22 protein-coding genes are annotated in these 21,206 nt (G+C 67.0%); 14 read left to right on the forward strand and 8 right to left on the reverse strand.

What is annotated here, in order from left to right; translation table 11 throughout:
* Positions 1 to 96: 96 nt before the first annotated feature.
* From C8J30_RS03325 to rbfA, 4 genes are read right to left on the reverse strand one after another with little or no spacing between them, the layout of a single operon-like run.
* A complete protein-coding gene (locus C8J30_RS03325) occupies positions 97 to 615 on the reverse strand; it encodes a DUF1643 domain-containing protein (RefSeq protein ID WP_110804321.1) in 519 nt (172 codons plus the stop codon).
* Positions 612 to 1,523 (reverse strand): tRNA pseudouridine(55) synthase TruB, encoded by a 912-nt coding sequence (truB, locus tag C8J30_RS03330; protein WP_110804322.1) that lies wholly within the window; start codon positions 1,521 to 1,523, stop codon positions 612 to 614. Before truB ends, C8J30_RS03325 begins: the two co-directional genes overlap by 4 nt.
* A 50-nt stretch (positions 1,524 to 1,573) precedes the next feature.
* Positions 1,574 to 2,317 carry a phosphodiester glycosidase family protein gene (locus C8J30_RS03335; RefSeq protein WP_110804323.1) on the reverse strand — a complete coding sequence of 248 codons (744 nt, stop codon included), beginning with the start codon at positions 2,315 to 2,317 and terminating at the stop codon, positions 1,574 to 1,576.
* Positions 2,307 to 2,741 carry a 30S ribosome-binding factor RbfA gene (rbfA, locus tag C8J30_RS03340; protein WP_110804324.1) on the reverse strand — a complete coding sequence of 145 codons (435 nt, stop codon included), beginning with the start codon at positions 2,739 to 2,741 and terminating at the stop codon, positions 2,307 to 2,309. Before rbfA ends, C8J30_RS03335 begins: the two co-directional genes overlap by 11 nt.
* Positions 2,742 to 2,847: 106 nt before the next feature.
* Here rbfA and dapB point away from each other — a divergent pair, with 106 nt between their 5' ends.
* Entirely contained in the window at positions 2,848 to 3,657 is an 810-nt protein-coding gene (gene dapB, locus C8J30_RS03345; protein WP_110804325.1) for a 4-hydroxy-tetrahydrodipicolinate reductase, read from the forward strand.
* A gap of 33 nt (positions 3,658 to 3,690) precedes the next feature.
* Here the strand turns inward: dapB and C8J30_RS03350 are convergent, their stop codons facing one another.
* A complete protein-coding gene (locus C8J30_RS03350; protein WP_055209120.1) occupies positions 3,691 to 3,870 on the reverse strand; it encodes a DUF1674 domain-containing protein in 180 nt (59 codons plus the stop codon).
* Positions 3,871 to 3,948: 78 nt separating this feature from the next.
* Between C8J30_RS03350 and C8J30_RS03355 the strand changes: the two genes are divergently transcribed.
* The 10 genes from C8J30_RS03355 to C8J30_RS03400 all read left to right on the forward strand — a co-directional run bounded on the left by C8J30_RS03355 (position 3,949) and on the right by C8J30_RS03400 (position 16,026).
* Complete coding sequence (locus C8J30_RS03355) at positions 3,949 to 5,214, forward strand: RsmB/NOP family class I SAM-dependent RNA methyltransferase (protein ID WP_110804326.1); 1,266 nt, start codon at positions 3,949 to 3,951, stop codon at positions 5,212 to 5,214.
* Between the two features lie 95 nt (positions 5,215 to 5,309).
* Entirely contained in the window at positions 5,310 to 7,070 is a 1,761-nt protein-coding gene (locus C8J30_RS03360) for a heparinase II/III family protein (protein WP_110804695.1), read from the forward strand.
* Positions 7,071 to 7,109: 39 nt separating this feature from the next.
* Positions 7,110 to 8,696 (forward strand): bifunctional phosphoribosylaminoimidazolecarboxamide formyltransferase/IMP cyclohydrolase, encoded by a 1,587-nt coding sequence (gene purH, locus C8J30_RS03365; RefSeq protein WP_110804327.1) that lies wholly within the window; start codon positions 7,110 to 7,112, stop codon positions 8,694 to 8,696.
* A gap of 6 nt (positions 8,697 to 8,702) precedes the next feature.
* Positions 8,703 to 9,179, forward strand: coding sequence for a signal peptidase II (gene lspA / locus C8J30_RS03370; RefSeq protein ID WP_110804328.1), 477 nt, complete (start codon positions 8,703 to 8,705; stop codon positions 9,177 to 9,179).
* Between the two features lie 66 nt (positions 9,180 to 9,245).
* Positions 9,246 to 9,797 carry a DUF3035 domain-containing protein gene (locus tag C8J30_RS03375; RefSeq protein ID WP_110804329.1) on the forward strand — a complete coding sequence of 184 codons (552 nt, stop codon included), beginning with the start codon at positions 9,246 to 9,248 and terminating at the stop codon, positions 9,795 to 9,797.
* Between the two features lie 90 nt (positions 9,798 to 9,887).
* On the forward strand, positions 9,888 to 11,261 hold the full coding sequence (locus tag C8J30_RS03380) for a M16 family metallopeptidase (RefSeq protein WP_110804330.1): 1,374 nt from the start codon (positions 9,888 to 9,890) through the stop codon (positions 11,259 to 11,261).
* Positions 11,258 to 12,574, forward strand: a complete 1,317-nt coding sequence (locus C8J30_RS03385) for a M16 family metallopeptidase (RefSeq protein WP_110804331.1) — start codon at positions 11,258 to 11,260, stop codon at positions 12,572 to 12,574. Before C8J30_RS03380 ends, C8J30_RS03385 begins: the two co-directional genes overlap by 4 nt.
* 68 nt (positions 12,575 to 12,642) lie before the next feature.
* Positions 12,643 to 14,475 (forward strand): DNA mismatch repair endonuclease MutL, encoded by a 1,833-nt coding sequence (mutL, locus tag C8J30_RS03390; protein ID WP_245909697.1) that lies wholly within the window; start codon positions 12,643 to 12,645, stop codon positions 14,473 to 14,475.
* On the forward strand, positions 14,472 to 15,623 hold the full coding sequence (locus C8J30_RS03395; RefSeq protein ID WP_110804333.1) for a DNA recombination protein RmuC: 1,152 nt from the start codon (positions 14,472 to 14,474) through the stop codon (positions 15,621 to 15,623). The genes mutL and C8J30_RS03395 overlap by 4 nt, the downstream gene beginning before the upstream one ends.
* A 58-nt stretch (positions 15,624 to 15,681) precedes the next feature.
* Positions 15,682 to 16,026 (forward strand): DUF3775 domain-containing protein, encoded by a 345-nt coding sequence (locus tag C8J30_RS03400; RefSeq protein ID WP_110804334.1) that lies wholly within the window; start codon positions 15,682 to 15,684, stop codon positions 16,024 to 16,026.
* 127 nt (positions 16,027 to 16,153) lie between these two features.
* Here the strand turns inward: C8J30_RS03400 and C8J30_RS03405 are convergent, their stop codons facing one another.
* Positions 16,154 to 16,840, reverse strand: a complete 687-nt coding sequence (locus C8J30_RS03405) for a response regulator transcription factor (protein ID WP_013066010.1) — start codon at positions 16,838 to 16,840, stop codon at positions 16,154 to 16,156.
* 144 nt (positions 16,841 to 16,984) lie between these two features.
* Here C8J30_RS03405 and ribA point away from each other — a divergent pair, with 144 nt between their 5' ends.
* Both ribA and C8J30_RS03415 read left to right on the forward strand, forming a co-directional pair.
* A complete protein-coding gene (gene ribA, locus C8J30_RS03410; RefSeq protein ID WP_110804335.1) occupies positions 16,985 to 18,064 on the forward strand; it encodes a GTP cyclohydrolase II in 1,080 nt (359 codons plus the stop codon).
* The gene (locus tag C8J30_RS03415) at positions 18,061 to 18,615 is read left to right on the forward strand and encodes a L,D-transpeptidase family protein (protein WP_110804336.1); all 555 of its coding nucleotides are present in this window, start codon (positions 18,061 to 18,063) and stop codon (positions 18,613 to 18,615) included. Before ribA ends, C8J30_RS03415 begins: the two co-directional genes overlap by 4 nt.
* Here C8J30_RS03415 and C8J30_RS03420 read toward each other — a convergent pair.
* On the reverse strand, positions 18,612 to 19,274 hold the full coding sequence (locus C8J30_RS03420) for a YggS family pyridoxal phosphate-dependent enzyme (protein WP_110804696.1): 663 nt from the start codon (positions 19,272 to 19,274) through the stop codon (positions 18,612 to 18,614). The two genes, C8J30_RS03415 and C8J30_RS03420, sit on opposite strands and share 4 nt — an antisense overlap.
* A 91-nt stretch (positions 19,275 to 19,365) precedes the next feature.
* Positions 19,366 to 20,322 carry a porin gene (locus C8J30_RS03425; RefSeq protein WP_181420760.1) on the reverse strand — a complete coding sequence of 319 codons (957 nt, stop codon included), beginning with the start codon at positions 20,320 to 20,322 and terminating at the stop codon, positions 19,366 to 19,368.
* Between the two features lie 278 nt (positions 20,323 to 20,600).
* Here C8J30_RS03425 and C8J30_RS03430 point away from each other — a divergent pair, with 278 nt between their 5' ends.
* Positions 20,601 to 21,110 carry a DUF3576 domain-containing protein gene (locus tag C8J30_RS03430; RefSeq protein WP_110804338.1) on the forward strand — a complete coding sequence of 170 codons (510 nt, stop codon included), beginning with the start codon at positions 20,601 to 20,603 and terminating at the stop codon, positions 21,108 to 21,110.
* Positions 21,111 to 21,206: the final 96 nt, after the last annotated feature.

Here is a 21,206-nt window from a genome sequence, read left to right on the forward strand (position 1 = left end):
CGGGCCTGTCGAACAAAAGCAAAACATGGCACGGCCAAGGCCGCGCCGCTGTTTTCTTAAGGCTTGGTTAACATATCGCGAAGACGGGCCCGAGCCTCAGCTCCAGAGCTGCAGCGGCTGCGCATAGCCGATGTAGAGCGGATGTTTCGGCGCCCCCGCGGCCGTCAGGCCAAGGTGGTGCAGATCGCGCCCCGAGTCGCGCAGCAGGCGCGCGACCGCCGCGCCACGGTCCAGATGCGCCCCATGCGTGCCCCAGGCGCAGACGATGCGATCCGCGGGGCCGCCCGCCCAGTCCAGACTGGCGCGGATCGCCGCGTCGTTCTCCGGCCCGACCGGATCGGCCACGGCCCGCATCGCGCGCGGATCGGTGGCGCGATAGGCAAAGATGTTCGTCACCCGGAAGGCGCCAAAACCCAAAGCCCGCGCCCGGCGCTCGCAGCGCTCCACCGTCGGATCGTTCTGCACCTCGGTCGCGGTCGAGGGGTTGAGCATCACGAACAAGGCGCGCGGCAGGCTGTCGTCCCAGACCCGCGTCAGCAGATAGCGATAGGCCTCGCAGTCGGAATAGACCGCCACCGAGGGGGCATCGCCCTTGACGTGGGTCCGGGTGATCATGCCTCGACCCGGTTGAAGACGCGGTCGGGGTGGACCTCGCCACCCATGTAGCGGCCGACGGCGATGGCAAGGCCGTGGTGGCTGACCCAGACCTCGGCGCCAAAATCGACGCCCGAGCAGATGACATGGCCCGGATTGCCGTGGCTCAGCCGCACCGCACCTTCGACGGTGGCCTTGACCTCGGGCAGATCGTCGAGGCCAAGTTCGAGCGGCAGCAGATGCGCGTCGATCTCGCCCGAGCGCGCCATGCGGTCGATCTCGTCAAGGCTCAGGCCCTTTTCCGCCTCGAAGGGACCGGACCAGACCCGGCGCAGCCAGAGCACATGGCCAAGGCAGCCCAAAGCCTGCCCCAGATCGCGGGCGATGGCGCGGACATAGCCGCCCTTGCCGCAGACCATTTCAAGTTCGACCGTGTCGGCATCGGGGCGCGAAATCATCTCGAGGCTTTCAACCCACAAAGGTCGCGCCGCCAGATCCATACCGACCCCTTCGCGGGCCAGATCATAGGCACGCTCGCCCTCGACCTTCACCGCGGAATATTGCGGCGGCACCTGCTGGATGTCACCGCGGAACGCGGTCAGCGCCGCTTCGATCTCGGCATCGGTCGGGCGGCTGTCGGACCGGGCGATGATCGCGCCTTCGGCATCATCGGTCGCCGTCGCCGCGCCGAAGCGGACCTGAAACCGGTAGCACTTCAGCGCATCGGTGATGAAGGGCACGGTCTTCGTCGCCTCGCCCAGCGCCACGGCCAGAACGCCGGTCGCGGCCGGGTCGAGCGTGCCCGCATGCCCCGCCTTCTTCGCGTCGAAGGCCCAGCGCACCTTGCCCACAACCGCGGTCGAGGTCACCCCCGCGGGTTTGTCCACGACAACCCAACCCGAAATATCGCGACCCTTCTTGCGACCCATGACCGACTCCCTGATGCAGGTTCGCGTGCTAGCGCCTTGGGGCGTGTCGGTCAATCGCGGGCGACAAGTCCGACCATCGGACCAAGCGGCAGGCCGAAATCGGCCCGGCCCTGCGACGGCACGAACAGCCGCGAAATCGAGCCGTCGAAATACAGCGCATTCGGCGCGCCAAGGCTGTCGCGAAAGAACCGGGCAAAGCGGTGGAAGGTCACCGGCCGGTCGGCAATCACGAACCAGGCCGTCAGCCCGTCGGCCGACACCCCCACGCCGTTGCGGATATAGGTCGAGGTGCTGTCGGGCAGGAACCGCGGATGCAGCGCGCCGTCGATCACCAGCATCGGCCCCGATTGCGTGGCAAAGCGGCAGGCGGGCGGCGCCGCGGCAAAGGCGCGGCTTTCGATCACCGCAAAGGTGTCCGACACGCAGAAGACCCCGTTCGGCAGCAGGCCGAAATTGCCCGGCCCCTCGCGGGTGACGATCGGCTTCCGCTCGGCGCCATTTTCGATGTAAAGCCCGGCCGGATCGCGGTCGGGCGCATACATGCCGGCATTCATCGCGAAAACCAGCCGCTCGCCCGGGGCGAGCGTGGCCTTGACCCGCTCGGCATTGCCCAGCAACTGGCCCTGATCATTCTTCAGCCACAGCCGCACATCCTGCCCGGCTTTCGCCTCGCAGACGGTGAAGGGCGTGTCCTCGAAGGTGACGGTGTGGCAGGGATCGGCGGCCAGCGCCACCCGCGGCACGATCAGCGCAAGGGCGGCAAACAGCCGGGCCCAGAGCGGCTTAGTCCTCATCACCTTCGTCTTCGTCCTTCGCGGCAATATCGCGCTGCACGGTTTCATCGGAAAACAGCCGCCGCGTCTCGTCGAGCCGGTCGAAGGTCTCGTCCATCCGGAAGCGCAGGTCGGGCGCATATTTCAGCGTCATCGCTTTTGCCACATGATGGCGCAGCTCGCCCGAATGACGGCGCAGCGCGGCCAGCATCGCCTCGGCGGTTTCGCCGCCCAGCGTGCCCCCCAAAGGCGCCACATAGACCGTCGCCACCTTCAGATCCGGCGAGGTCCGCACCTCGCCCACGGTGATCGAGATCTTGTTCAGGTCCGGGTCATGCACATCGCCGCGCAACAGCACGTCGGAAAGGGTACGCCGGATCAGTTCGCCGACGCGAAGCTGACGTTGCGAGGGGCCATCGCCCGAGGAGAAACGGTTCTTTGCCATGTCCCGCACATAGGGCTTTCGGGCCCATTCCGCAACGGGGCCTGCAACGGGGCTTTGCCAAGCGGGCAGCCGCGGGCTAGGAAGGGAGAAACGCATGGAGAGACAGATGAGTGACCTGCCGGGGATCGTGATCACGGGGATTTCGGGACGCATGGGGCGGATGCTGGCCGCGACGGTCGGCGCCTCGGACAAGGCCAGGCTCGTCGGCGCGGTCGAACGCGCGGGCCATGACTGGATCGGCCGCGATCTGGGCGAGGCTCTGGGCGGGGCGAAAAATGGCGTGATCGTCACCGATGATCCGCTCGAAGCCTTTGCGAAAGCGCAGGCGGTGATCGACTTTACCGCCCCCGCCGCGACGCTCGACTTCGCCCGGCTGGCCGCGCAGGCCCGCGCCGTGCATGTGATCGGCACCACCGGTTTCGAGAGGGAACAGATCGAGGCGCTTGAACCCGCCTCGCGGCATTCGGTGCAGATCCGCGCGGGCAACATGAGCCTTGGCGTGAACCTGCTGACGAAACTCGCCAAGACCGTGGCGCAGGCGCTGGATGCCGATTGGGACATCGAAGTGGTCGAGGCGCATCACAACCGCAAGGTCGATGCCCCCTCGGGCACGGCGCTGATGCTGGGCCAAGCCGCCGCCGAGGGCCGCGGCATCGACCTCGAGGGCCACAGCGAATCGGGTCGGCACGGCATCACCGGCGCCCGCAAACATGGAGCCATCGGCTTTTCGGCGATCCGCGGCGGCGACATCGTCGGCGAGCATGACGTGATCTTCGCCGCGGCGGGCGAGCGCATCGTGCTGCGCCACATCGCCACCGACCGCGCGATCTTCGCCCGCGGCGCACTCAAGGCCGCGCTTTGGGGTCAGACCCAGAAGCCCGGCCAGTACGACATGCTGGACGTGCTGGGGATCTGACCTCCCCCGCCGCCACGCCCGGTCAAGGGCGGCTCAGAAGTCGATGGCGATGCCCTTCTTCTCCCAATCGCCAAAGCGCACGGGCTCGGGACCATCGCGACCGCCGAATTCCTTCGGCAGCTCCGCGGCCTTGGCGGCCTTGCGGCGTTCCTCGGCCTCGGCCAGCGCGCGGATCGCGGCGGGGGGCAGATCCTTCGGGGCGTCTTCGCTCATCAAGGCCTCCGGCTTTGCGTTTCGGGTCGGGCCTGATATAGGCCGCCCCATCCACGGGAACAAGCAAGGGAAAGCGCCATGGCTTCGATCGATCCGGCCCGTCGTGCGGCAGCGGCGCTTTTGTCGGGCGTTTTGCAGGAACGGCTGACGCTCGCCGAACAGGCGGGCGAGCTGGCCGCGCTGGCACCGCCCGAGCGCGCCCGGGCGCAAAGGCTCGCCCTTGCCACGCTGCGCAACCTGTCCCGCGCCGATGCGATGCTGAAACCGCATCTGCGCAAGGCGCCGCCGCCCGATCTGCATGTGCTCCTGCGGCTTGGCACGGTCGAGATCTGCGCGCTGCAGGAAGCCCCGCATGGCGTCACCGATGCGCTGGTCACCCTCGCCCGATCCGGCGGGCAAAAGACCGAGGGCTTCGCCGGGCTGATCAACGCGGTCCTGCGCAAGATCGCGGCCGACAGCGAGCGCTGGGCGCGGCTCGATGCCCCCGCCCTGCCCGGCTGGCTGCGCGGGCGGCTGATGTCCGCTTACGGCAAGGTCGCGGTGATGCGGATGGAGGCCGCGCATCTGGCCGGCGCCCGCACCGATCTGTCGGTGAAGGCCGATCCCGAAACTTGGGCCGAAAACCTGGGCGCCGAGCTTTTGCCCACCGGCTCGCTGCGTCTGGCACAGACCGGCCAGATCACCGAACTTCCGGGCTACGAGACGGGCGACTGGTGGGTGCAGGATGCCGCCGCCGCCCTGCCCGCCAAGGTGCTGAATGCAAAGCCGGGCGAGCGCGTGCTCGACCTGTGCGCTGCGCCGGGCGGCAAGACGCTGCAACTGCTGACGGCAGGCGCCACGGTCACCGCGCTCGACATCTCCGCGCCGCGCCTGGATCGGCTGGAAGAAAACCTGACCCGCTGCGGGATGCGTGCCGAAACCGTCGCCGCCGATGCGCTCGACTGGACCCCCGAGGCGCCGTTCGATGCGATCCTGCTCGATGCGCCCTGCTCGGCGACCGGCACGATTCGCCGCCACCCGGACCTGCCCTTCGTGAAAGACGCGAGCGGCATCAAGGAGTTGGTGGCACTGCAGGCGGCGCTCCTTGACCGGGCGCTCGGCTGGCTCAACCCCGGTGGGCGGCTTGTCTATGCCACCTGCTCGCTTCTGCCCGAAGAAGGCGAGGCGCAGATCACCGCGGCGCTCGCCCGTCATCCGGGGCTGACGATCACCCCGATCAGCGCCCCCGGACTCGAGCCCGGCTGGCTGACCGAAACCGGCTGCCTGCGTCTGAGCCCCGACCTCTGGCCCGAGCGCGGCGGCCTTGACGGCTTCTTCGTCGCCGTGCTGCAACAGGGTCACTGAAGGGCAAATTCAGACCATGACAGGACCAGGCCGCAGCTTTAAGCTGCGCCAAACTCAACAAAAGGCATGACGGTTCAACTCCGATGGCGGGTGCGATGACTGCGGGCAAGGGCAAATCCTCTCGGGCCGAGTCGCGTGGGCGGCTGACGGGCTGGCTGGACCGGCTGGCCGCGCGTCGTGCCGCCAAGGCCAGCCCCGCGACCGGCTTCGTCAGCCAGCCCGAGCCGCGCTCGATCGGCTCGTTTGCCCGCGGACGGCAGATGATCGCGGGAAATTTCCTGTTTGCGGGGTTTCTGGTCGAGGGCGCCGATCGCTCGATCTGGGATCTGCCGATGCCCGATCCGAGCTTCGAAGAGGCGCTGCAGGGCTGCACCTGGCTCGACGATCTCGCCGCGGTGGGCGACCGGCCCGCGCGGGAACGGGCGCAGGCCTGGGTCTTTGATTGGATCGCCCGCTTCGGCACTGCCAAGGGGCCGGGCTGGACGCCGGACTTGACCGGGCGGCGGTTGATCCGGCTGATCAACCATGCGCTGTTCCTGCTCAACGGTCGCGACAAGGCCGAGGCGCAGGCCTTCTTCCGCACCCTGGGCCAGCAGACGCTGTTTCTGGCGCGGCGCTGGCGTTCGGCGAGCCCCGGCCTGCCGCGGGTCGAGGCGCTGACCGGGCTGATCTATGCGAGCCTCGCGCTGACCGGGATGGAGGTCCATGCGACGGCCGCCGCCGAGGCGCTGGCCGAGGAATGCGCCGAAGACATCGACGCGGCGGGCGGCATTCCCACCCGCAACCCCGAGGAATTGCTGGAGGTCCTGACGCTGCTTCTATGGGCCGCCGATGCGATGACCGCGGCCGGGCGCACGCCCCTGCCCGCGCATCTGGCCGCGATCGCGCGGATCGCGCCGACGCTGCGGGCGCTGCGCCATTCCGATGGCGGGCTGGCGCGGTTTCATGGCGGGGGCCGCGGCGCCGAGGGGCGGCTCGATGCGGCGCTGAATGCCTCGGGCACCCGGGCCGTGGCGCGGCAAGGGCTGGCGATGGGCTTTGTGCGGCTGCATGCCGGGCGCACCAGCCTGATCGTCGATGCCGCGCCGCCGCCCAAGGGCGCCGCCTCGGCCAATGCCCATGCCTCGACGCTGGCCTTCGAGATGACCTCGGGGCGCTGGCCCCTGATCGTCAGTTGCGGCTCGGGCGCGATGTTCGGCCCCGACTGGCACCGCGCCGGTCGGGCCACGCCCAGCCATTCGACGCTGGCGATCGAGGGCTATTCGTCGTCGCGGCTTGGTCCCGCCCGCCGCACGGGCGCGGCGATGCGGACCTGGCTCGAGGAAACACCCTCGGAAGTCTGGATGCGGCCGGAAACCGACCCGGCCCGGCATGCGCTTTTCGGCCATGACGGCTATCTGATCACCCACGGGCTGACCCATATCCGCGAGCTGGAGCTTGCCCCCGACGGCAACAGCCTGAAGGGCACAGACACGCTTGGCGCGATGACCAGCGCCGACAAGGCCCGCTTCGAGACGGTGTTTCAGGCCGATGCCCTGCGCGGCATTCCGTTTCAGATTCGTTTCCACGTCCACCCCGAGGTCGATGCGACGCTCGACATGGGCGGCTGGGCGGTGTCGATGGCGCTCAAATCCGGGGAAATCTGGGTTTTCCGCTTCGATGGCCCGGTCGATCTGACGCTCGACCCCTCGGTCTATCTGGAAAAGGGCCGTTTGCGCCCGCGCGCGACGCAACAAATCGTGCTTTCGGGCCGTTTGCAGGAGCCTGTGCTGCAAATCGGCTGGACCTTGGCCAAGGCTCAGGATACGCCCGGCGCCAATCCGGGCGAGCCCACACCGCCCTCTCCCGCTCCCTGACCACGGGCCGCGACGGCCCTTGCAAAGAAGGAAAGTCTCGTGACCCGTCCCGTTCCGCTCACCCGTGCCCTGCTTTCGGTTTCCGACAAGACCGGTCTGGTCGATTTCGCCCGTGCGCTGGCCGCGCGCGGGGTCGAACTGCTCTCGACCGGCGGCACGGCGAAGACGCTGCGCGAAGCGGGGCTGTCGGTGCGCGACGTGTCGGAAGTGACCGGCTTCCCCGAGATGATGGACGGCCGGGTGAAGACGCTGCACCCGAAGGTGCATGGCGGCCTGCTGGCGCTGCGCGACAACACCGAGCACCTGACCGCGATGGAAACCCACGGCATCGAGGTGATCGATCTGCTGGTGGTGAACCTGTACCCGTTCGAGGCCACCGTCGCCAAGGGCGGCGACTATGACGACTGCATCGAGAATATCGACATCGGCGGCCCGGCGATGATCCGCGCGGCCTCGAAGAACCATGCTTTCGTCGCGACCGTGGTCGATGTCGAGGATTACGCCGCCGTGCTGGCGGAACTCGATGCCAACGACGGCAAGACGACGCTCGCCTTCCGGCAGCGGCTGGCGCAGATCGCCTATGCCCGCACCGCCGCCTATGATGCCGCCGTCTCGACCTGGATGGCGCAGGCGATCGGCGAGAACGCCCCGCGCCGCCGCGCCTTTGCCGGGACGCTCGCGCAGACCCTGCGCTACGGCGAAAACCCGCATCAGTCGGCGGCCTTCTATCTGGACGGCTCGGCCCGTCCGGGGGTGGCGACGGCCAAGCAGCATCAGGGCAAGGAACTGAGCTACAACAACATCAACGACACCGACGCAGCCTTTGAACTGGTGGCGGAATTCCCGACCGACGCCCCGGCCTGCGCGATCATCAAGCACGCCAACCCCTGCGGCGTCGCGACTGGCAAGACGATGCTCGAGGCTTACACCCGGGCGTTCGACTGCGACCGCACCTCGGCCTTTGGCGGCATCATCGCGCTGAACCAGACGCTCGACGCCGCGACGGCGGAAGAAATCTGCAAGATCTTCACCGAAGTCGTCATCGCCCCCGAGGCGAGCGACGAGGCCAAGGCGATCTTTGCCGCGAAGAAGAACCTGCGCCTCTTGACCACGGGCGCCCTGCCCGATCCGAAAGCCGCGATCACCAGCTTCCGGCAGGTGGCGGGCGGCTTCCTTGTTCAGGGCAAGGACAATGGCGCGATCTCGATGGATGATCTGAAGGTCGTCACCAAGCGCGCGCCGAGCGAACAGGAACTGAAAGACCTGCTGTTTGCGTGGAAGGTCGCCAAGCACGTCAAGTCGAACGCGATCATCTACGTCAAGGACGGCGCCACCGTCGGCGTCGGCGCGGGCCAGATGAGCCGCGTCGACAGCACCCGGATCGCCGCCCGCAAGGCCGAGGACATGGCCGAAGTGATGGGCCTCTCCGGCCCGCTGACCAAGGGCTCGGTCGTGGCGTCCGACGCGTTCTTCCCCTTTGCCGACGGTCTGATCACCGCGGCCGAGGCGGGCGCGACGGCGATCATCCAGCCCGGCGGCTCGATGCGCGATCAGGACGTGATCGACGCCGCGAACGAGCGCGGTCTGGCGATGGTCTTCACCGGCATGCGCCATTTCCGGCACTGAGGCATCATGCGACTGATGGCGCGGATCGCGGCCTTCGTGCTGCTGCTCGATCAGGGATCGAAATTCCTGGTCGTGCAGGGGCTCGGGCTGGACCGGATCGGACAGATGGCGGTGCTGCCGCCGTGGCTCAACCTGCGCATGGCCTGGAACCGCGGCATCAACTTCGGCCTGTTCGCGGGCGAGGATGCGATCACCCGCTGGGCCTTGGTGGTGATGGCGCTGCTGATCTCGGCCTGGGTCTGGCATTGGGTGACCCGGCGTCCGCACGAAGGGCGGGTGCAGCTGGCGGCGGGTCTGCTGATCGGCGGCGCGCTCGGAAACGTGATCGACCGCATCGCCTATGGCGCGGTCGCCGATTTCCTCAATGTCTCGGCGCCGTTCTGGGACAACCCGTTTTCCTTCAACGTCGCCGACATCGCCATCTTCCTCGGCGCGGCGGGTCTGGTGCTGTTCACCGGCGACAGCAAGTCCGGCCGGGCGTGACGCCTTTGGGACGTGACGCGCGCAGAGTGATAGGCTAAGACGGGACAAACGACGATGGGGTGCTGCATGCGATCGGTGTCTGGAACGCTCGGGATTGCGCTGGTGACGGCGCTGGCCCTTGGCGGCTGCGGCGCGAAGGACAAGCAACCCGAGCTGATGCATCTGCGCTCGACCACCTCGGGCCCGGACGAATTCGGCATCCTGCCGACGAAGCCGCTGGCGATGCCTGACAGCCTGACCGAGCTGCCCCAGCCGACGCCGGGCGGCACCAGCCTCACCGATCCGACGCCCGAAGCCGATGCGATCGCCGCGCTGGGCGGCAACCCCGAGCGGGTGACCGCCAAGGGCAGCACCGCGGGCGATGGCGGGCTTTTGTCCCATGCCGACCGCTTCGGCGTCGATGGCCAGATTCGCGACCAGCTTGCCGCCGAAGATCTCGACTGGCGGCGCAAGCATGACGGCCGCCTGCTCGAGCGGCTCTTCAACATCAACGTCTACCTCAAGGCCTACCGGCCGATGTCGCTTGACCAGCAGGCCGAACTGGACCGCTGGCGCAAGCTTGGCCTGCGCACGCCGGCGGCCCCGCCCTCGGGCTCGGCGCAGGACTCGTTGCCGTAACGGCCGATCAAACCTGCGTCAGCCCCTTCCGGCCCCGGTTGCCTGTGGCGGCGGTGGGACTACCCTGACGCCAGATCGACGGAGGTGCCCATGCGCACGATGCTTGCCGGACTGTTCCTGACGGCGACCGCCCTTGGCGCCGAGGCCGCGCCGGTGACCCATTTTACCCTGCCAAACGGCCTTGAAGCCGTGGTGATCGAGGATCACCGCGCCCCGGTCGTGGTGCAGATGGTCTGGTACAAGGCTGGCTCTGCCGACGAGGTTCGCGGCAAGTCGGGCATTGCCCATTACCTTGAACACCTGATGTTCAAGGGCACCGACACGATGGCGGCGGGCGAGCTGTCGAAGGTCGTGGCCGCGAATGGCGGCTCGGACAATGCCTTCACCAGCTATGACTACACCGCCTATTACCAGCGCATCGCCGCCGACCGTCTGGAACTGGTGATGAAGATGGAAGCCGACCGGATGCGCAACCTGCGGATCTCGCCGGACGACTGGAAGACGGAACGCGAGGTGATTCTGGAGGAACGCGCCCAGCGCACCGACAGCGATCCTTCGGCGCTTCTGGGCGAGCAGATGCGGGCGGCGCAATTCCTCAACAGCCCCTATGGCACGCCGGTGATCGGCTGGCGCCAGGAGATGGAGGAACTGACCCGCGACGACGCCCTGGTCTGGTATCGCCGCTACTATGCGCCGAACGATGCGGTGCTGGTGGTGGCGGGCGATGTGACACCCGATCAGGTGAAGACGCTGGCCGAAACCTACTATGGCCCGCTCGCGCCCTCGGCCGACATTCCCGCCCGTGTCCGCCCGCAGGAGCCGCCGCAGCTGGCCGAGCGGCGGATGGTCTACCGCGATCCCCGGATCGCCCAGCCCTATGTGATGCGCAGCTATCTGGCGCCCGAGCGTGACCCGGGCGATCAGAAACAGGCCGCCGCGCTGACGATTCTGGCGGAACTGCTGGGCGGCAACATGGCGACTTCGGTTCTCGGCCGCAAACTGGTGTTCGAGGCGGGCGATGCGATCCATGTTTCGGCGGGCTATGACGGCATGTCGATCGACAAGACCACCTTCTCGCTCGCCGTGATGCCCGCGAAGGATGTCGACCTGCCCCGAGCCGAAGCCGCGCTCGACAAGGCGCTGGCCGATTTCTTCAAGGATGGCATCGATCCGGCACAGTTCGAGCGCATCCGCACGCAGATCCGCGCCAGCCAGATCTACGAACAGGACGATACCGAGGCGCTGGCGCAGCGCTATGGCGAGGCGCTGGCCTCGGGCTTCGCGATCGACGACATCGCGGCCTGGCCCGAAGTGCTGATGTCGGTCACCCCCGACGAGGTGATGGCGGCGGCGAAGGCGCTGTTCGATCCGGCGCAATCGGTAACCGTCTTCGCCGAACCCGAGGGCGGCGCCCCGGCGCAAGCCGCCGCTGAACCTGCCCTGACCCCGGAGGCCACGAAATGATCCTTCGCGCCCCCTTCCGCATGCTTGCCGCCCTGACCCTGGCGCTGCTCTCCGCCCTGCCCGCCGCGGCGATCGAGATCGAAGAGGTCACCTCGCCCGGCGGCATCAAGGCCTGGCTGGTCGAGGCGCATGACATCCCCTTCACCGCGCTGGAAATCCGTTTCCGCGGCGGCGCCAGTCTGGACGAACCGGGCAAGCGCGGCGCGATCAATCTGATGACGGCGACGCTCGAGGAAGGCTCGGCCGATCTCGACAGTCAGGGCTTTGCCGCCGCGCAAGAGGCACTGGCCGCCAGTTTCAAATTCGACGTCGATGACGACACGCTGAGCATTTCCGCCCGCATGCTGACCGAAAACCGCGACAAGGCGGTGGAGCTGCTGCATGGCGCCCTGAGCGATCCGCATTTCGATCAGGCCTCGGTCGATCGGGTGCGGGGGCAGGTGCTGTCGATCATCGCCTCGGACACGCAGGACCCGCAGGCGATCGCGGGCGAGACCTTCCGCAAGCTGGCTTACGGCGATCACCCCTATGGAACGTCGCTGAACGGCACGGTCGACAGCGTGCAGGCGCTGACGCGCGAGGACATGTTCGCCGCCAAGGCCCGGGTGATGGCGCGCGACCGGCTGGTGGTTTCGGCCGTGGGCGACATTACCCCCGCGGACCTCGGCCCGCTGCTCGACAAGCTTCTGGGCGAGTTGCCAGCCACCGGCGCCCCCCTGCCGCCGCGCGCCGATCTGGCCCTGACTGGCGGCGTCACTGTCGTGCCCTTCGACACACCGCAGGCGACGGTGATCTTTGGCGAACAGGGTCTGGCCATGTCGGACCCGGATTTCTTCCCCGCCTATGTCTTCAACGAGATCCTCGGCGCGGGCGGATTTTCCTCGCGGCTGATGGAAGAGGTGCGCGAAAAGCGCGGCCTGACCTACGGGATCTACACCTATCTGGTTCCGAAGGATCTGGCCGAGACCTGGCAGGGCAGCTTCGCCTCTGCCAATGGCAAGGTGGCGCAGGCGGTCGAGATCGTGAAGAAGGAATGGGCGAAGGCCGCGACCGGCAAGGTCTCGGACCGGGAACTGGCCGATGCCAAGACCTATCTGACCGGCGCCTATCCGCTGCGCTTTGACGGCAACGGCAATATTGCCGACATTCTGGCCGGGATGCAGCTGAACGGCCTGCCGGTCGATTACATCAACACCCGCAACGACAAGGTCAATGCGGTGACGAAAGACGACATCGCCCGCGTGGCGAAGCGGCTGTTGAAGGCCGACGGGCTGCGCTTCGTCGTCGTCGGGCAGCCCGAGGGGCTGAAGTAAGTCCGAATCTGTTGGGCTTGATTTCGGGCTGTGCTATCCCTTGTGGAATGAACGCACAGCCCCCCCAAATGGGCGCATCCCGCCCGGTGATCCGCCAGCTTGACGACGCCGCCGCCAACCGCATCGCGGCGGGCGAGGTGGTGGAACGCCCCGCCTCGGCGGTGAAGGAACTGGTCGAAAACGCGCTCGACGCCGGGGCCAGCCGGATCGAGGTCGCCTATGCCGACGGCGGCAAGACGCTGATCCGCATCAGTGACGACGGCTGCGGCATGACCGCCGAAGACCTGCCCTTGGCACTCTCGCGTCATGCCACCTCGAAGATCGATGGCTCGGACCTGCTGAACATCCACACCTTCGGCTTTCGCGGCGAAGCGCTACCCTCGCTCGGCGCGGTCGGGCGGCTCACCATCACCTCGCGCGCCGAGGGCTATGACGCCGCGCAGATCACCGTCGCGGGCGGGCAGATCAGCGCGGTGAAACCGGCGGCGCTCAATCGCGGCACCGTGGTCGAGTTGCGCGATCTGTTCTACGCCACCCCTGCCCGGCTGAAATTCCTGCGCACCGACCGGACCGAGGCGCAGGCGATCGCCGACACGGTGAAGCGCCTCGCCATGGCCGAGCCCTATGTCAGCTTCACCCTGCGCGAGATCGCGGGCACCGACACCCGCGAGATCTTCCGCGCCGATGCCGAACAGGGCGAGCTGTTCGGGGCGCTTTCGGGCCGTCTCGGCCGCATCCTCGGCCGGGCCTTTGCCGACAATGCCGTGCCTTTGGATGCCGAACGTGAAGGCATCCGGCTGACCGGCTATGCCGCCCTGCCCACCTATTCCCGTGGCGCCGCGATCGAGCAGTTTCTCTTCGTCAACGGTCGCCCGGTGCGCGACAAGATGCTGCTTGGCGCATTGCGTGCCGCCTACATGGATGTGCTGTCCCGCGACCGCCACCCGGCCGCCGTGCTGTTCCTGACCTGCGATCCCGAGTCGGTCGATGTGAACGTCCACCCCGCCAAGGCCGAGGTGCGCTTCCGCGAGGCGGGCGTGCCGCGGGGCCTGATCGTCACCGGCATTCGCCATGCGCTGGCGCAATCGGGGCATCGGTCCTCCTCGACCGTCGCCACCGCCACCCTAGGCGCGATGCAGCCCGAACCGGCACAACCCCGCATCTATCAGATGGAGCGGCCAAGCTACGGGGCGATCCGCAGTGCCTTTGCCGCGCAGATGCCGCTTGCCGCCTTTGACGAGGCGCCGCAAAGCTACACCGCGCCCTTTGCCCCCTCGGCGCGGGTCGAGCCGCCGCCGCCCGAGACGGCGGAGCTGATCCACCGCCCGCTCGGCGCCGCCCGCGCGCAGCTGCATGAAAACTACATCATCGCCCAGACCGAGCGCGGCATGGTGATCGTCGATCAGCACGCCGCGCATGAGCGGCTGGTCTATGAACGGCTGAAAGCCCAAAGCGCGGAAAAGGGCATCGCGGCGCAGGCGCTTTTGATCCCCGAAATCGTCGAGCTTTCCGCCGCCGATGCCGCCCGGCTGCTGGAGGTCGCCGACGATCTGCACCGGCTTGGCCTTGCGATCGAGCCCTTTGGCGGCGGCGCCATCGCCGTGCGCGAAACCCCCGCGATCCTTGGCGAAATCAACGCGGCGGCTTTGCTGCGGGATATTTTGGACGAACTCGCCGATCAGGGCGACAGCCTGCGGCTGCAATCGAAGATCGACGCGGTTCTGTCGCGCATGTCCTGCCACGGCTCGATCCGCTCCGGTCGGCAGATGCGGGTCGAGGAGATGAACGCGCTTCTGCGCGAAATGGAAGCGACGCCGCTTTCCGGCCAGTGCAACCACGGCCGCCCGACCTATGTCGAGCTGAAGCTTTCCGACATCGAACGCCTGTTCGGCCGGACATGATCCAGATCGGCACGCATGTGATCGACCTGCAGGACCCGCTGGTGCAGGGTGCCTTGGGCGCGGCGGTCTTGCTGCTGCTGCTCGTCCTCATGATGCTGCGGGCGTCCCTGCGCGCGGCAAAGGCGCTTGATCCGCTCGCGGGAAACCTGCTGCATCTGGCGCAACGGGTGCAGGCGCTGTCCGATGGCCAGCACCAACTTGCAGGCGGGCTGCATCATGTGTCGGAGGCGCAGGCCGCCAGCCAAAGCCGGATGCTGCAACTGATGGAGGCCCGGCTGGCCGAGGTGAATCGCGCGATGACCGAAAGCCTGCACGGCTCGGCCACCCGCACGGCGCGCAGCTTGGGCGACCTGCAACAGCGTCTGGCCGCCATCGACAAGGCGCAGGCGAATATCGAGAAGCTCTCGGGCAATGTGCTGGGGTTGCAGGATATTCTGTCAAACAAGCAGACCCGCGGCGCCTTTGGCGAGATCCAGCTGCATGACATCGTGCAAAAGGCGCTGCCGCGCGATTCCTATACGATGCAGGCGACGCTCTCGAACGGGCGCCGCGCCGATTGCCTGATCCATCTGCCCCATCCGCCCGGCCCGATCGTGATCGACAGCAAATTCCCGCTGGAAGCCTACGAAGCCCTGCGCCGGGCCGAAAATCAAAGCCAGCTGATCGAGGCGCAGCGGATGATGCGGATCTCGCTGCGATCCCACATCCGCGCCATTGCCGATCGCTACATCCTCGAGGGCGAGACCTCGGACGGGGCGCTTTTGTTCCTGCCCTCGGAAGCCGTCTATGCGGAACTGCACGCGAATTTCCCCGAACTGGTGCGCGAGGGCTTTGCCGCCAAGGTCTGGATCGTCTCGCCCACCACCTGCATGGCGACGCTGCACACGATGCGCGCCGTTTTGAAAGACGCGCGGATGCGGGCGCAGGCGGGGGCGATCCGGCGCGAACTCGCCGCGCTGCATGCCGATGTCGGGCGGCTGGGCGAGCGGGTGGCCAATCTGGATCGCCACTTCGGCATGGCCGCACGCGACATCGAAGAGATCAAGACCTCCGCCGAAAAGGCCGGGAAACGGGCGCATCGGCTCGACAATTTCGACTTCGAGGAACTCGCCCCCGAGCCCCCCCTGCGGCTTCCCGTCGAAAGCTGAGATGGCGCTTGCGTCACGGCCGATCCGGGGCGAGACTGGCGCCACAGGAGGACGTGTCATGCTGCCGATCAGCCCGTCGAAAATCGCCCATGTGATCATCAACGCCCGGAAATTCGACGCCGAGGTGCCGGGGTCCGGTCAAGCGCGCGAATTGCGCGCCTTCATCGCCGCGCTGAACGAAGATGAGCAGGCCGCCCTGACCGCGTTGATGTGGATCGGCCGCGAGACCTTTGAACCCGAGGAATTCGACGAGGCTTTCGAGACCGCCAAGGTCGAGGCGACGGCACCGACCGAGGACTATCTTCTCGGCATCCCGATGCTGGCCGATTACCTTGAAGACGGGCTGAATGCGATGGGCATCAGCCTCGAAGAGGCCGAGGACGAGATCCACCCGACGGTATAGGGAGGCGCTGCCCCCCGTCCGCAAGTGGCCCGCCCCCGGCGTGTTTTGCCAAGAAAACGCCCGGCCTTTCCTTGGCAAAATACGCCACGGGGGTGCGGGGGTGTGAAACCCCCGCTCCTGCCCTGCGTCAGGCCACCAGCCGGTAGCCACCCGACTCGGTGATCAGCAGCCGCGCATTCGACGGATCGGGCTCGATCTTCTGACGCAGCCGGTAGATGTGGGTTTCGAGCGTATGCGTGGTCACGCCCGCGTTGTAGCCCCAGACCTCGTGCAAGAGCACATCGCGCGCCACCACCCCATCCTGCGCCCGATAAAGGAACTTCAGGATGTTGGTTTCCTTTTCCGTCAGCCGGATCTTGCGGTCCTTCGCGTCGATCAGCATCTTCATCGCCGGCTTGAACGTATACGGCCCAAGCTGGAACACCGCGTCTTCCGACTGCTCATGCGTGCGCAGCTGGGCGCGAATGCGGGCCAGCAACACCGGGAACTTGAACGGTTTGGTGATGTAGTCATTCGCGCCGCTATCAAGCCCAAGGATCGTGTCGGCGTCGGTATCATGGCCGGTCAGCATCATGATCGGGCATTTCACCCCCTGCTTGCGCAGCTTCTTGCACAGCTCGCGGCCATCAGTGTCGGGCAGGCCCACGTCGAGCATGACCAGATCATAGAGCGCGCCCTTGGCCTTCTCGACCCCTTCGGCGCCCGAGCCCGCCTCGAACACGTCGAATTCCTCGGTCGCGATCAGCTGCTCGGCCAGCGCCTCGCGCAGGTCGCTGTCGTCATCCACCAGAAGAATTTTCTTCAGCCCGGCCATCTTTGCCTCCCGGTCTCGCTGCGGTTTCCGTCAAGCTGGACCCTGATCACGACCGCGGCAAGGGAGGTGAAATCTTTCTCACGCAAGGGTGACGCAGGGGCGGGAAGTGTTTCAATCTGTTTCAGTCACCGCTATCTTCCGGCCATGGAAACGCCCTCCCTTCTCGGCCCGAGCGCCCTTGAACTTGTGAACCGCGCCCGCGCCGACCTGCGGCTCGGTCTTCCTGTCGTGCTGTCGGGGCAGATGCTGGCCGTCGCTGTCGAGACGCTCTCGCCCGAGCGACTGCGCGCCCTGCGCGGCCTAGGGCCGCTGACTTTGGCGCTGACCTCGTGGCGGGCCGAGACGCTGAAGGCCCGGGTCTATGACGGGGATCTGGCCCGGATCGCCGTCCCCGAAGACGCCGATCTCGCCTGGCTGCGAGCGCTGGCCGATCCGGCCGATGATCTGCGGGTGCCGATGAAGGGGCCGCTGACCAGCCAACGCGGCGGCGAGGCCAGGCTGGCGCGGGCCGCGATCGGCCTGTGCAAGACGGCGCAACTTCTGCCCGCCGCGCTGCTCGCGCCCCTGCCCACGCCCGCGCCGGAGGGGCTGACGGGCCTTGACGCCGCGCAGGTGTTGCAACTGCTGTCCTCCGAGGCCGCCTTTGCCCCCGTCGCCGCGGCGCGGGTGCCGATGCGGGCGGCGGAAAAGGGGCGGCTGCATATCTTCCGCCCCGACGATGGCGGCCCCGAACATTACGCCATCGAGATCGGCTCCCCCGACCGGATGCAGCCCGTGCTGGCGCGGCTGCATTCGGCCTGTTTCACCGGCGATGTGATGGGGTCGCTGAAATGCGACTGCGGCCCGCAACTCGATGCCGCCCTGCAGCAGATGGGCGCCGAGGGAGCGGGCGTGCTGCTCTACCTCAATCAGGAGGGCCGCGGCATCGGTCTGGCGAACAAGATGCGCGCCTATTCCTTGCAGGATCAGGGGTTTGACACCGTCGAGGCGAACCATCGGCTGGGGTTTGAGGATGACGAGCGCGATTTCCGCATCGGTGCGGCGCTGTTGAAAAAACTCGGCTTCAAATCGGTGCGGCTTCTGACCAACAACCCGGCCAAGGTGCGGATGCTCGAAACCCACGGCATTGAGGTGACCGAGCGCGTGCCGCTCAAGGTCGGCCAAAGCGCCCATAACGCCGCCTATCTGGCCACCAAGGCCGCGAAATCGGGGCATCTCTTGTGATCCGCCTGACCGCCACCGGACTTCTGTTCAACGGCCGTCGCCACCCGGTGCAGATCGGCCGCGGCGGTCTTTCCACCGCCAAGCGCGAGGGCGACGGCGCCACCCCCGTTGGCCGGTTGCGCATCGTCGGGCTGCTTTACCGCGCCGACCGGCTGCCCCGCCCGGCACCTTGGGCAAGGCCGATCGGACCGCAGGACCTGTGGTGCGACGCCGCCGATCACCCCGCCTACAACCAGCCGGTCACGGCGCCATTCAAGGCCAGCCATGAACGACTGGCCCGCCGCGATCCGCTTTACGACATCGTTCTGGTGACGGACTGGAATTACCCGAAGGCGACGCCCGGCAAGGGCTCGGCGATCTTCGTGCACCAGCACCGCCGCCTTGGCTACCCGACCGCGGGCTGCCTTGCGCTGCGCCGTGCCGATCTGATCAAGCTCGCCCGCAGCCTGAAACCCGGCACCGAGATCGAAATCCCGAACCTCGCCTGTTTTCATCTTGCGAAAAATATCCCGGGGTCCGGGGCAGCGCCCCGGTCCGCCGACAAGGCTTAAGCCTTCGCGCCGTAATCGCGCGCGCCAAAGATCGCCGAACCGACCCGCACATGCGTCGCCCCGGCGGCAATCGCCGCTTCGAAATCCGAACTCATCCCCATCGACAGCCCGGCCAGACCGTTCCGCGCCGCCATCTCGGCCAGCAGCGCGAAATGCGGAGCCGGGTCTTCCTGCTCGGGCGGGATGCACATCAGCCCGACCACCGGCAGATCCAGCCGCCGCGTCTCGGCCACGAAGGCATCCAGCGCCTCGGGCAGAACCCCCGCCTTTTGCGGCTCGGCGCCGGTATTGACCTGCACGAACAGATTCGGGCTTGCCCCGCGCGCCTGCGCCAGAGACGCAAGCTTGGTGGCCAATGACGGCCGGTCGAGCGTGTGGATCGCCTCGAACAGCTCCACCGCCTGCTTGGCCTTGTTCGTCTGCAACGGCCCGATCATGTGCACGGCCACGCCCGGGAATTGCACCCGCCATGCGGGCCATTTGCCCGCCGCCTCCTGCACGTAATTCTCGCCAAAGAGCCGCTGCCCCTCGGCCAGAATCGCCGCGACCCGTTCGGGCGGCTGCACCTTCGACACGGCGATGAGCGAGACCGACCCCTCGGCCCGCCCGGCTGCCCGCACCGCGGCGGCAATCCGGGCCTGAATATCCTGCAATCCCATGGCGATCTCCTTTGCGGCACAATCCAGCACAGGATGCCGAAAAAGAAAAGAGCGGGCCAAGGCCCGCTCTTTCCCATCAGGTTCTGAAAGATCAGAACTTGAATTTCACACCGACGTTGGCGGTCGGATCCGAACCGTTGATGTCGTCGTCTTGCACGCCAGCGGCGAGGATCGCGCCGCCGCCCAGATCGTAGTCGGCGCCCAGGCCGTACCAGGTCACGCTGTCGACGCCAGCGGCAACATAGTCAACGTTTTGCACGTAGCCTTTGACGGTGATCGCGTTGAAGGTCGAGGCAACGCTCAGGCCGACAGCGTCGTCAACCGGGTTCGCATCGCCGCCGATGGCGTAGTAGGCTTTGACGTCGGTGTTGCCGAATTTGGCGATGCCGGCGAGTTCGGTTTGGCTCATGTCGAGAACCGAACCGGTGCGGTCCAGCTGCTCGTAGCCGAGGCCAACGGTGTAGTTGCCGAAGGTGTAGGCAGCGGCGACCGAGTAAGCTTGGGTGTCAGCTTCGAAGGTGCCTTGCAGCGCCGAGCCGTAGCCGTTGCCGTCGGTCATCGCAGCGGCGACCGAGAACGAGCCGGCGCTGTAGGTGTACATCAGGCCCGAGGTGGTCTCGTTGTCGAGGGTCAGGTACGGGATGTCGTTGGTGCCGCCGTTCGCGGTGCCCCAGTCGTCGCCCATGTAGCCGACGTCAGCCAGGTCGCCGAACAGCTCTTCCGGAGCCGAAGCAACGTCGCCCATGGTCAGCTTGCCGAAGGCGCCCGAGATGAACACGGTGCCACGGTTGCCAGCGCGCGGATCTTCGAGGCCATCAGCGCCAGCGGCGTCGCCACGGATGTCCGAGGTTTTGAACGAAGCGCCGAATTCCAGACCCGAGTCGGTGGTGCCCGAGAGGGTGAAGGCGACGCGAGCGCGGCTCGAGAAGTTCCAGTCGGCGCCGTCATAGACCACGCCCATGCGGCCGTCGCCCGACAGTTTCACTTCGGCCGAAGCCATGCCAGCGGTCATGACGAGCGCGGTCGTCGCGATGAGAAGCTTTTTCATTTGTTCCCTCATTTGCTAAGGTCAGCCCCAACTCAGGGGAATCCGAGGTGGGTATGCAGGCTTTTTCTCTCGCCACGCCCCTCTTTGCAACGAAAACAGGGCCGAAGCGGCCAAAGCGAAACCGCGTGGTGCAGCTTTGCCACAGTGCCCCGCTGGGACCAGACGACTTCAGGCCGCCGCGCAGCCCGACTGACGGGGGAAAAATCTTGTCGCCCTTCGGGCCTTCGGCTAGAGACAGGAAAAGCCAATGGGTTCAGCCTGCGGGGGCAGTCGATCGTATGAAGAAAGCAACCTTTCTGCGCAGCGCGGCGGTGCTGGGATTTGCGCTTGGCCTTGCAGGCTGCGGCGGCACCTCCAGTGGCAAGCTGTTTCACTGGGGCGGATCCGCGGCGGCCCCGCAAAAGCAGGAAACCGCTTTCGACAAGTTCAATGCAAAGCCGAAGCAATCTTCCTTGTTCGACCTGTTTTCGAACAACGAGGACCCGAACGTTTCGCTCGCGGTGAACAAGTATCTCTGGAGCGCCTCGCTGGAAGTGCTCGACTTCCTGCCGATTCAATCGGTCGATCCGTTCTCTGGCCTGATCGTGACGGGCTACGGCACGCCGCCCGGTGGCGGCAAGGCCTACAAGGCGACGATCCACATCACCGATCCGGCGCTGGATGCGCGGTCGCTGAAAGTGTCGCTCGAAAGCCGCGGCGGCGTGGTGTCCCCGGAAACCACGCGTGCGGTCGAGGATGCAATCCTGACCCGGGCCCGGCAGCTGCGGATTCGCGACTCGGGCCTCTGAGCCGTCACAAGCCTGCGATTTCCCCGCCCGGGCCGTCCCGCGGCGGGGTTATTTTGTCACTTGTCTTTCCTGATCACTGGACCTTCCGGCCCCGCG

This window comes from Rhodobacter viridis, from assembly GCF_003217355.1.
Lineage (GTDB): Bacteria > Pseudomonadota > Alphaproteobacteria > Rhodobacterales > Rhodobacteraceae > Rhodobacter > Rhodobacter viridis.